Origin of the sequence: Hufsiella arboris (genome assembly GCF_009834875.1) — a bacterium.
GTDB classification, from domain to species: Bacteria; Bacteroidota; Bacteroidia; order Sphingobacteriales; family Sphingobacteriaceae; genus Hufsiella_A; species Hufsiella_A arboris.
On the sequence record NZ_WVHT01000004.1, the window covers coordinates 351,407 to 363,853 of the forward strand.

Below are 12,447 nucleotides of genomic sequence, written 5' to 3' on the forward strand. Positions count from 1 at the left end.
GTACTCAAAACCCCAAACCATGCTAAAAAATTATTTTAAAATCGCCTGGCGGAACCTTATTAAAAACAAGATCTACTCTGCCATTAATATTGTCGGCCTTTCGATAGGTATGGCCGTTGCTTTGCTGATCGGTTTTTGGATTTGGGACGAGCTGTCTTTCAACAAAAGCTTCAGGAACTACGACAGTATCGTTCAGGTTATGCATAACTGGAACGATGATTCATTTAACAGGATTTCGACCGAATTTGTAATGCCGATACCGGCCGCGACAGAGCTGCGCACAAAGTACGCGTCCAATTTCAAGCATATCGCCCTGGCCCGATACACTAACAAGCAGATTCTCGCTTACCAGGATAAAAAGGTTAGCCGAAACGCGTTCACTGCCGAACCGGAGATCACGGAAATATTGTCCCTGAAAATGATCGCAGGCAGCCGCGCCGGGCTCAACGACCCCTCTTCGATTTTGATCAGTCAATCGCTTGCTAAAACACTTTTTGGCGACACAGATCCGATGAATAAAATGGTGCGGATGAACAATAAAAGCGTCATGAAGATCAACGGTGTTTATGAGGACTTTCCTCACAATACCAATTTTTATGGATCAGACTTTATAATTCCCTGGGCCTACACCGTAGCCGACCGGCCCTGGATTAAAGAAGCCTACTCACAATGGAATAACAACTCATTTGTAATTTATGCACAACTGGCAGACAATAAAACCGCCGCGGAAGTATCCCAGCGGGTTAGAAATTTGCTGCAGGGAAAACCGGACCGTAATGACGATCCGAAAGTATTTCTGCACCCAATGAAAAGCTGGCATTTGTATAATGATTTTAAAGACGGCAAGAATTCCGGCGGCACCATTCAGTTTGTATGGATGTTCGGAATCATTGGTGTTTTTGTACTACTGCTTGCATGCATCAACTTTATGAACCTCAGTACCGCGCGTTCGCAGAAAAGAGCGAGGGAAGTTGGTGTGCGGAAAGCAGTTGGTTCGAGGCGCAAGGAGCTGATCATCCAATTTCTTTGTGAATCGGTTCTTATTACCTGTATTTCACTCGTCTTATCCATCATTCTGGTACAGTTGGCAATACCGCTCTTCAACGAGCTTTCCGCTAAACAGATCAATATTCCCTGGACCAATGGTATTTTCTGGATCCTGGCTTGCAGCTTTACCTTGTTCACCGGCCTGCTTGCAGGAAGTTATCCTGCATTTTATTTGTCATCATTCAATCCGCTGAAGGTTCTGAAAGGCACCTTTAAAGCAGGAAAATTTGCGTCGATGCCAAGGAAGGTGCTGGTGGTTATACAATTTACCGTTTCTATAACTCTGGTTATCGGTACCGTTATCATTTTTCAACAAATTCAGCATGCTAAAAACCGTCCGATCGGCTTTAATAAAAACGGTTTAATCACTGTCTTCATGAAAACTCCTGATCTGTATGGGAAATATGATCTGTTGCGAAATGAACTGATTAATACCGGCGCTGCTGTTAACATGGCTGAAGCGAGTAACCCTGCAACCGATGTCAACGCGCACCTCATCGGCTTCGACTGGAAAGGAAAGAATCCGAAGCTTGAGCCCTCGTTCAGCGTATCGTGGGTAACACATGATTTTGGCAATACGGTTGGATGGAAGTTTACATCAGGCCGCGATTTTTCACGAAGATTCGCTACCGACAGCGTGGGAATGGTATTAAACGAAGCAGCGGTGAAATTTATGGGTTTGAAAAACGCCGTTGGTGAGACAGTCAAATTCGGCGATACAAATTTCCGCGTGATCGGTGTTATACAAAACCCGATCATGGAATCGCCATTTGCCCAGCCGGTGCCGACCGTTTTTATGATGAACTATGAAAACGTTGGGGTTATCACAATTAAGGCCAATCCCGCGATCAGCATGCAGGCAGCGCTCGAAAAAATCCAGCCGGTTTTTAAAAAATACAGTCCTTCCACGCCTTTCGAATATAGTTTCGTAGATGATGACTTTGCTGCAAAATTTGCTTCTGAACAACGGATTGGCAGCCTGGCAACTTTTTTTGCGGTATTTGCCGTGTTCATCAGCTGCCTCGGAATTTTCGGCCTGGCATCATTCCTTGCGGAACAACGCACAAAAGAAATTGGCGTAAGAAAGGTTTTAGGCGCATCGATTACCAACCTGTGGCAATTGCTGTCAAAAGAATTTTTGCTGCTGGTGTCTGCTTCTTACCTTATCGCTATCCCGGCAGCCTGGTATTTTATGAACAAATGGCTGCAGGGATATGAATACCGCATGGAAATTTCCATCTGGATTTTTGTAATCACCGCGGCTGCATTGCTGGCTATAACGCTGGCTACAGTCAGTTTCCAGGCCATCAGGGCTGCTCTGACAAATCCGGTAAAAAGTTTGAGAACAGAATAGACCTAGTAGCAGTGTCAGATATTAGTTGCAGGAATTACTGCTACTTCAAAAATAAGTCATGATCAAAAATTATATTAAAGTCGCGTGGCGGAATTTAGTACGGAATAAACTTTATAGCGTGATAAGCATCGGTGGACTGTCATTGGGCTTAATGATTAGTATGTTGATTACGCTTTTCGTTTCGCATGAATACAGTTTCGACCGGTTCCATGTAAATGGAGATCATATTTTCAAAATGCATTCAACCACTACAATTGGTGAAAATAAGTTTAACATGCTTAATTTCAGTGCTGTCAGCGGTGAGCTGGTAAAGAAGAACGACCAGACTGTCACCGACTACATTCGTATCCAGCACCAGTATTCACCCGTTGTTATTCAAAATACCGAGCATCCTGAAACTCGCTTTTCAGAGAAAAAAGTGCTTTATGCAGATGCTAATTTTTTCTCATTTTTCACCTTTCCTCTCTTGGAAGGTAACAAAACCAAAGTGCTTAATCGGCCTTTCGCAGTGGTAATTTCCAAAGAGGCTGCTCGTAAATATTTTGGAAACAGAAACCCGATAGGTAAAACTCTTAACCTGGTTAATGGACAGAAATATCCTTTGCAGGTAAGCGGAGTTATGAAAGATAGTCCATCAAACAGCGACTTTCAAGCGGATTTTATTGTATCAATGGAAACGATGAAACAGATGCCGGAGACAGAACCTGCATTTAGATCTCAAGTATTTCAAGGCGGATCGTTTTCTACATTTTTTAAACTAGAAAATGTTGCAGATACATCGCATGTTATGCGTACCATGCAAATACTGGATATGGGAACATCGAAAGACCAAAAAGATGACTACCAACTTACAGCACTGTCAGATCTGCACATAAAAATGAATTCGGAGGATTCTGGGAGCACAAAATATTTAAAAGTTTTGCTGATCATAGCCGTTTTAATCTTGCTTCTTGCGTTGATAAACTACATGAGTTTGGCAACTGCACGAGCCACGTTACGTGCCAAAGAAGTTGGTGTTCGAAAAGTAACAGGCGCTACCAAAACGGCTTTAACTTCACAATTCTACATTGAATCCACTGTTTTCACGCTGCTTTCATTTGCAATTGCTTATTTACTGTGTGCCTTTTTTCAGCAACAATTCTATAATCTCGTTAATATCAAAATAGACGAGTCGTTTTTGTACGGAAAATCATTTTTGACAACATTACTAGTTGTTCTATGCATTACTGTCTTTTTCGCCGGCTCCTATCCTTCATTTGTTTTGTCCGCCTTCAAACCAATAGAAACTTTAAATGGGAAACTGAGTGTTAAAAACGGAGGTGCACTTGTGCGGAAAATACTAACAACGCTACAGTTCACTATTTCAGTTTCACTTATTATTTGCGGAATCGTTATCCAACAACAGCTTAATTTTTTGAGAAATACCGAAACAGGAATCGACCGTGAAAATGTGTTAATGATACCAGTCTCAGAAACATTCGGAAATCATTTACAAGTCTTCCGAAAAGACATTCGTAACCTTTCAGTAATTAAACATATTGCCACAGCTCACTATCCATTATTTAAAGGTTACGATGTATTTTTTACAAAGGATCAAAAAAACCGCGATGTAACCGTTCCAGTTTTGTCAGTTGACAAAGGTTTTATTCCAACGCTGGATATCAAATGGAAGTTCAAACCGGAGGCCGGTAATAATTTTTCAAATCCGGACCAAATAATTATTAATGAGTCAGCTATTCGCAATTTAAGTTTAACTGGCAACCCTGTAAATAAAATGATCGATTTCGGAAACAAAAAATACCGGATTGCAGGTGTCGTTAAGGATTTTAATTTCAATTCGTTAAACTCAAAAATAGATGCACTTGCTATGTTCATTGTACCGGATACTACTTCAAAATGGGGAATAGGTGGCAATGCTGGTGCGTGTGTATTTATCAAAATTCAATCAAAAACAAATCTTCCATCACTTATCAGTCGCATTAAAGGTTTTTATGAGAAAGCTGATAGCGTAACTCCTTTCCAATATGAGTTTTTAGATGATGCCTACAATGAACTTTATAAGGCCGAAGAAAGACTGGCGGCATTGTTTAATATATTTATCGGTTTAACAATATTAATTGCAGGAATGGGTCTTTTTGGTTTAGCTACGTTCTCCACTCAGCAACGAATCAAGGAGATTGGCATTCGTAAAGTTCTAGGTGCTTCAGTTTCTCAAATATCTGCTATGCTGTCAATGGATTTTTTAAAATTGGTACTACTTTCTATTCTAATCGCCTCGCCAATTGCATGGTTGATAATGAACAAATGGTTACAAGATTTTGCCTATAAAATTACAATTAGCTGGTGGATATTTCTACTGGCCGGAATGGGTTCTATAGTGATTTCGATAGTAACGGTTAGTTTCCAGGCAGTAAAAGCAGCATTGGCAAACCCTGTAAACAGTTTAAGAGCAGAATAAAAAAGTTGCAACAGGAATCAGCGGCAGGAAACGCAATGTTTTTTTATCGCCGCTGCTACAATTTAAAGAAGCAAACTATGTTAAAAAACTATATAAAAATCGCGTGGCGAAACCTCTGGAAAAACAAGGCAATTTCTTTGATCAACATCTTAGGGCTGTCTTCCGGAATCGCATTTACGTTGTTAATTGCAGGTTACGTCTGGAGCGAGCTACAGGTTAATAAAAACCTGGAAGATCCGGGCAACCAATACATCCTTCAAAGTAAATGGAAGGATCCCAACATGGGTTTGGAACTAACCACCTTTGGCCCGCTTGCTAAAGCTTTAAAGGAGCAGTATCCACACCTAGTCAAAAATTTTTACCGGTTTGACGGCGTTACCTCCAATATTTCAAAAGGAAACAAAGCCTTCCGGGAAGGAATCCAGATTGGCGACTCCACGATGTTAAACATCTATGGTTTCAAACTTCTACACGGCGATAAACTAACTGCGTTAAATGCACCTTACAATGTGGTTATTACTGCAAACAGGGCGATTAAATATTTTGGCAAAACGGATGTAATCGGTAAAACTATAACGGTTGAAAGTTTTTCAGGAACCAAACATGATTTTACGGTTACCGGTGTATTAGCGAATATCCCTCAAAACACTGTTACGCGACTGAATGACGCTAATGAAAATAATTTCTTCGTGTCGAACAGTTCTATCAATTTTTTTGGCCGAAACATTGACATCTGGACAAATCCCTACGTTATCGGATTTGTAGAGTTGCAGGATGGTATCGCTCCGTCCGCCCTGGAAAAACTAATAAAACGTCTGATCACAGAAAATGCCGGAGAGCAAACCAGCGAGATGGTTCAAACAAAACTTGAGCCTCTGGACACGTATCATCTGACGGCAAATAACGGTTTGGTCAAAAAAATGCTTTTCACTTTATCCGGTATCGCACTCTTTATTTTGCTGATGGCGGTTATAAATTTCATTAATATCTCCATCAGTAAATCTACCACACGGATGAAGGAGATAGGATTAAGAAAAGTAATCGGCGGCTTAAAAAAACAGCTGATCCTGCAATTCTTAACGGAATCTGTTTTACTGGTTTTATTTGCGACCACATTTGCAATCGTCATTTATCTGGCGACAAGGTCCTATTTCAGTTCGATAATTGGCCGGGAAATCCCTGGTCTGTCAGCCTACCCGCTTTACTTTGCTATTTTTCCTTTCATCATCATTTTCATCATAGGGATACTCTCTGGAATTTACCCGGCATTTTATCTCTCTTCTTTAAAGTCAATTGATTCGCTGAAGGGCAAGCTGCAGGTTAAGGAAAATATTGTTCTTCGCAAAGCTTTAATAGGTTTCCAATTTTGTATCGCGGTTATGGTTTTTGCGGGCGCCCTGATTATAACCAAGCAGGTTAACCTGTTTTTCAGTCGCGATTTAGGTTACGATAAAGATTTTGTTGTAAGCGCACAGGTTCCGCGAGACTGGACGGTTAAGGGAGTTCAGCGGCTGGAAGCGCTCCGCAGTGAATTTTCGGAGCTTCCGCAAGTGCAGTCAGTTTCACTTTCGTATGAAATACCAAACGGCCAAAATGGAAGCCCGGCATTAATGTATAAATCTTCGGCTGATTCAACACAAGCGATCGCAACTCAGGCGCTGGTAGCAGATGAGGATTATGCGAAGACTTATGGTATACATTTATTGGCAGGAACCTTTTTCCATCCGCGAGGTTACAACGACTCATTAAATGTTGTGATTAACGAAACTCAGGTTAAGGCACTCGGCTGGCAAAACGAAGAAGCAATCGGTAAGCAGCTGAAGGTGCAAGGCAGTCCGTCTACGTTTATAATCGCCGGTGTAACCAAAGATTTTCACTTTGGCTCTATGCAGAAAGCTATTCAGCCTGTCACTTTCTTCCATGTTCTTTACGCACCAACTTACCGTTTTCTCTCCTTTAAGCTTAAATCCGGCGATATAGAACAGAGCCTTTCGGCCCTTCAAAAAAGATGGTCAGTGCTTTTACCGGGCGCGCCATTTGAATATACTTTTATGGACGAAACGCTGAAAGAATTATATAAAACAGAATTGCAGCTTAAAAAAGCGTCCTACATGGCCTCTGTATTATCGCTGATCATTGTCGCTTTGGGTATGCTCGGGCTAATTTCACTAAGTGTTCAAAAACGGACTAAAGAAATTGGAATCCGGAAGGTACTTGGGTCATCGGTAATTTCCATTGTATCAATTTTTTTAAAGGAATTTTTCGCTATTCTGCTGGTTGCGGGAACTGTAGCGTCCTTTCTGTGCTACTACATGATGCAGGGCTGGCTGGAGGATTATGCTTACCGGATACCGTTAACATCCCTGCCTTTCCTTATATCGGTTATCTCGCTTGCAATAATAACTTCCGCTTTGATTATCGTGCAAACCATCAAAGCTGCTCTGGCCAATCCAGTAAAAAGTTTAAGAACCGAATAAAAAAAGTCGATTAATAATTCATCACATAAACCTGTTTGACATGTTTAATTTTTTTCAAACCACTTTCCGTAATCTCTGGAAAAACAAATCCTACAGTTTTTTGAATATAATTGGTTTATCCATAGGCATTGCCTGCGCCGGTTTTATCTTTTTGTGGGTTGAAAGTGAGCTGAACTATGATAGCTTTAATAAAAAGAAAAACCTGTTATATTTTGTAAGAGAAAACCAAAAGTATGACACCTATACGGCAACATTTGGTTCAACGCCCGGCATTTTAGCGCCTGCTATGCAAGCGGAAATTCCGGGTATTGCAAACACCTGCCGTATGAATGAAGACAACGCTTCAAAGCTTTTTACTATCGGTACCAAATCGATGTACGCGGGTGGTCATTACGCCGAAGCTTCGTTATTCAGCATGTTCACACTGCCGTTTGTGGATGGAAACGCAGCGACCGCTTTTAAACAACTGCATTCATTGGTTATCACTCAAAAAACAGCGAAGAAGTTTTTTGGAACTGATAAAGACGTTGTTGGCAAAACGGTCCGTGTTGATAATAAACAAGATTATGTAATCACGGGTGTTGTAAAGGACATCCCCGAAAATTCATCATTGCAGTTTGAGTGGCTTGCTCCTTCAGATCTGGTTTGACGCCAGTGACTGGGCACATAAATGGGGTAATAACTGTCTCAGCACCTATGTCGAATTAAAGCCCGGCATTCAGCCATCGTCGGTAAATAAATTATTGTACAATTTTATTCAACACCGCGACCCAAAATCAATTGCACGCCCTTTCCTGTTTAGCATGAACGATTGGCACTTACGAAATGATTTTGATAACGGCGTGCAAACCGGGGGCGGCGCTATTCAATATGTTCAGCTGTTTTCTATTATCGCCTGGATAACCTTATTGATAGCCTGTATTAATTTTATGAACCTTGCTACCGCCCGCAGTGAAAAACGTGCGAGAGAAGTAGGTGTAAGAAAAGTATTGGGTGCAGGTAAGCGAAACCTGATTTTTCAGTTTATCGGCGAAGCCATGTTCATGTCGTTAATATCAGCTATTGCAGCAGTGATAATCATGATATTGATTCTGCCTGCATTTAATACTTTGGTACAAAAAAGCCTTGTGCTCGATTTAGCTAGCCCGCTGCATATCTCGGCACTACTCGCCATAACATTGATTTGCGGGTTAATTGCAGGCAGTTATCCTTCATTTTATTTATCATCCTTTAATCCGGTGTTTGTTTTAAAAGGACTGAAAGTGAAAACCGGGAGCGCGACCATTATCAGAAAAGGTTTGGTAGTGTTGCAGTTCAGTATTTCAATTATCCTGATCATCAGCACCATTATCATCTACAGGCAGATACAGCACGTAAAAAACCGCAATCTGGGATTTGACAAAAACAAGCTGCTGCAAATAGATCTTAAGGGCGATATGGCCAAGAATTATGATGCGATAAAACAAGATTTGCTGAATACGGGAATGATAAGCAGCGTAGCACTTTCAGACTATACCACCTTGTATGGCGGCAATAACACAGGCGGGTTAACATGGGAAGGAAAAACTTCTGCCGCACAGATTCTGATCTCACAGCGTTCCGTAAGTCAGGGCTTTTTCAGTACATCCGGCATGACTATTTTGTCAGGACGAGACATAACAGCAGCGGACAGCGCATTTGTAAATAAAACGATCAACATTGTTATTACACAAAGCCTGGAAAAGCTGATGGGCAAAGGAAGTGCTATTGGTAAGACGCTGCACATGGAAGGCGATGAGAGTGGTATGCAGGCGCAGGTTGTGGGCGTGGTAAATGACTACGTGTATGGAGATATGTACGGTAAACCTGATCCGGTTATGTTCTTCTACGTTAAGCCGGCAAACGCAAATGAGCTATATATTCGCTTAAAACCAAATGCGGATACCGAGGCGTCTCTGGCAGCTGTCCAGAAAGTTATTAAAAATAATAACCCGGCCTATCCATTCAATTATCAATTCGTCGACGATCAATTCAACCAGATGTTTATGAATGAAATGCTGATAAGCAAACTTTCACGGGTATTCGCGGCGCTCGCAATTATCATTTCATGCTTAGGACTATTTGGCCTTCCTGCATATACGGCAGAGCGTAGAATTAAAGAAATTGGTGTACGCAAAGTTCTTGGCGCAAGTGTTACAGGAATTGCAGCGTTACTGTCGAAAGATTTTTTAAAACTGGTTGCATTGTCTTGCATCGTAGCCTTTCCGGCATCATGGTTAACAATGCACAACTGGCTGCAAAATTACAAATACAGGATTGACATTAGCTGGTGGATATTTGCAGCTGCCGGCATTTCAGCGATAATGATTGCGTTAATCACCGTAAGCTTCCAGTCAGTTAAGGCGGCGATAGCGAATCCGGTTAAGAGTTTGAGAACGGAGTGAAAAAATGGCATCAGCAGGCGATTCAAACATGCAACCGCTACTTTCAACTCGTACTACCAATGTACGTATTCGAACAACTTTTGTGCAGAAGCGAACACTTATGAATTCGTCAAGTGCTTCTAATCACATTTTAAACAAGTTTTTCACGGATGGCATTTTATCTGTAACTGATGACTATTGAGTTATCAATACAAGGTAACACACTATTAAGGCCGAAGTCTGATTTTTATCAAAACCGGACAAGATGCTTAAAAACTATTTCAAAATAGCCTGGCGAAACCTTTTGAGAAACAAAGGTTATTCATTTATAAATATTTTCGGATTAGCTGTTGGTTTGGCAACCTGTATCCTGATTTTTTTATTCGTATCCGACGAATTAAGTTATAATGCCTACAACACAAAAGCCGACAGAATTTATCGGCTCAATGCCGACTTTTTGGTTAACGGAAACTCTTTTAATGAGCGCACTGTTCCGGCGCAGTTTGGAAACGTCCTGGTAAAAGATTATCCGCAGATCGAGAACGCTACCCGTGTAACCGATTTCGGAGAGATTTTGGTAAAAAAGGGCAATGAGACGCTGATTGAAAAAAATGCCGCTTTCGCTGATGCCAATATATTTGACATCTTCACTTTACCAATGCTAGCCGGCGATCCTAAAACGGCTTTAGTTGAACCAAATTCGATCGTGATTTCGGAGCGAATAGCTAAAAAATATTTTGGCTCAGGTAATGCTGTCGGAAAAACGATGTTACTTAACAATACCGACAACTATAAAGTAACCGGAGTTATTAAAGATATGCCGGCGCAATCCCATATCCATTATGACTTTTTAAAAGCCATGTCGGGCAATGCCGACAGCCGCAATACCAATTGGATGAGCGATAATTATGAGACTTACCTCCTCGCACGACCCGGCACATCAGAGCAATCAATCAATAATTTCCTGAAAGAAGCCACAAAAAAATATATGGAACCGGCTTTAAAAGCCATGGCCGGAAGCACGATCAATGAGCTGGAACAAAACGGCGGACATTTCAGATACTTAGCGATTCCTATCAAAAAAATTCATTTGGAGTCCACATTAAGTAATGAAGCAGAGCCGTCCGGCAATATCCAGTATGTATATGTTTTCATTGCAGCTTCCATATTCATTTTGCTAATTGCCTGCGTAAACTTCATGAATCTTTCAACTGCACGTTCCGCCGGCCGCTCAAAAGAAGTTGGCGTGCGTAAAGTCTTAGGTTCCGACCGCTCGCATTTAATTTCACAGTTCCTGACAGAGTCCGTTTTGACAAGTTTCATATCAGTTATCATCGCTTTAATTATCGCCACTGCCCTAATCCCCTATCTAAACCAGTTGTCCGGCAAAGAGCTTGACCTGGGCTTGTTTACAAATATTTGGCTGTTACCTTCTTTAGTATCAGTCGCTTTAATTGTAGGGCTGGTTGCCGGCAGTTACCCGGCATTTTTTCTTTCCGCATTTCAACCAGTTAAGGTTTTAAAAGGATCGCCATCAACAGGTTTTAAAGGCGGGTGGCTGCGAAACAGCCTGGTAGTTTTTCAATTCGCTGCAGCGATTATTCTGATTGTCGGAACGATCGTTATTTACAGTCAGCTAAATTATATACAAAATAAAAAGCTGGGATATAACCGTGAGCAGGTGCTCGTTTTAAAAAATACGGCTTCGCTTTATATTCATGCAAAGGCATTTAAAAACGAGGTGCTGCAAATTCCGGGTGTAGAAGCCGGAACCATTACAAACAATTTGCCGACATCTTTAAATTTTAATACTACGATATTTTCTAAAGATGCTGCACGAAGTAAAGGTCAGGTGATGGGAATCGCACAGTGGGATGTTGATGCAGATTTTATTCCGACAATGGGAATGACCATGATAGACGGAAGAAATTTTTCAGCATTGATTTCAACTGATTCTGTTGGAATAGTCGTAAATGAATCAGCTGTGAGATTACTGGGGCTTAGAGAACCGATAGGAAAAAATATATACGCCAGTGGCAAAAAACTTAATATTATTGGAGTAGTTAAAGATTTCAATACAGGTTCGCTAAGAACAAAAATACCTCCGCTGGTTATCTCACTCGCCGAAAGCAGGAACATCATGGCCTTCCGTGTGAAGACAAAAAATATATCTGCGGTGATCGGCCAGATAGAAAATAAATATCACGCGGTTGAAAAGATGGCGGGCCAGCCATTCATGTACTCATTTCTCGACGATGATTTTAACAGCCTTTACCAGTCCGAACAACGCACCGGAAAGCTTTTTATCTCTTTTGCCGCAATAGCAATTTTCATTGCCTGTTTAGGGCTGTTCGGTTTAATCACCTATGCTGCAGAACAGCGTACCAAAGAAATTGGTGTACGAAAAGTGCTGGGCGCCAGCATCAGTAACATCGTTTTGTTATTGTCGAACGACTTTTTAAAACTGGTAGCTATCGCAGCAATCATCGCGTTCCCGCTGGCATGGTATTCTATGAACTTATGGCTCCGTGATTTTGCGTACCGAATCGACATTACCTGGTGGGTTTTTGCTTTGGCGGGCGTGCTGGCTTTCGTCATCGCTTTTGGTACGGTAAGTTTTCAGGCAATCAAAGCGGCGGTAGCAAACCCGGTAAAGAGTTTAAGAACGGAATAAAAAGTTGTCATAAATCAGTTATTAGCTTTTAAACT

General features: G+C 41.4%; 6 protein-coding genes. All 6 read left to right on the forward strand.

Going from position 1 to position 12,447, the window contains the following annotated elements; translation table 11 throughout:
* The first annotated feature begins 19 nt into the window (after positions 1-19).
* Entirely contained in the window at positions 20-2,401 is a 2,382-nt protein-coding gene (locus tag GS399_RS10825; protein WP_160844634.1) for an ABC transporter permease, read from the forward strand.
* Positions 2,402-2,459: 58 nt separating this feature from the next.
* On the forward strand, positions 2,460-4,859 hold the full coding sequence (locus GS399_RS10830) for an ABC transporter permease (protein ID WP_160844635.1): 2,400 nt from the start codon (positions 2,460-2,462) through the stop codon (positions 4,857-4,859).
* 77 nt (positions 4,860-4,936) lie between these two features.
* Positions 4,937-7,336 carry an ABC transporter permease gene (locus GS399_RS10835; protein WP_160844636.1) on the forward strand — a complete coding sequence of 800 codons (2,400 nt, stop codon included), beginning with the start codon at positions 4,937-4,939 and terminating at the stop codon, positions 7,334-7,336.
* A gap of 40 nt (positions 7,337-7,376) precedes the next feature.
* A complete protein-coding gene (locus GS399_RS20670) occupies positions 7,377-7,985 on the forward strand; it encodes an ABC transporter permease (RefSeq protein ID WP_202409428.1) in 609 nt (202 codons plus the stop codon).
* The gene (locus GS399_RS10840) at positions 7,954-9,759 is read left to right on the forward strand and encodes an FtsX-like permease family protein (RefSeq protein WP_202409429.1); all 1,806 of its coding nucleotides are present in this window, start codon (positions 7,954-7,956) and stop codon (positions 9,757-9,759) included. Before GS399_RS20670 ends, GS399_RS10840 begins: the two co-directional genes overlap by 32 nt.
* Before the next feature lie 244 nt (positions 9,760-10,003).
* A complete protein-coding gene (locus tag GS399_RS10845) occupies positions 10,004-12,412 on the forward strand; it encodes an ABC transporter permease (RefSeq protein ID WP_160844637.1) in 2,409 nt (802 codons plus the stop codon).
* The last annotated feature ends 35 nt before the right edge of the window (positions 12,413-12,447 follow it).

Coding starts and splice junctions, on each gene's coding strand:
- GS399_RS10825 (WP_160844634.1), top strand. CDS start 20: ATGCTAAAAAATTATTTTAAAATCGCCTGGCGGAACCTTATTAAAAAC.
- GS399_RS10830 (WP_160844635.1), top strand. CDS start 2,460: ATGATCAAAAATTATATTAAAGTCGCGTGGCGGAATTTAGTACGGAAT.
- GS399_RS10835 (WP_160844636.1), top strand. CDS start 4,937: ATGTTAAAAAACTATATAAAAATCGCGTGGCGAAACCTCTGGAAAAAC.
- GS399_RS10845 (WP_160844637.1), top strand. CDS start 10,004: ATGCTTAAAAACTATTTCAAAATAGCCTGGCGAAACCTTTTGAGAAAC.
- GS399_RS20670 (WP_202409428.1), top strand. CDS start 7,377: ATGTTTAATTTTTTTCAAACCACTTTCCGTAATCTCTGGAAAAACAAA.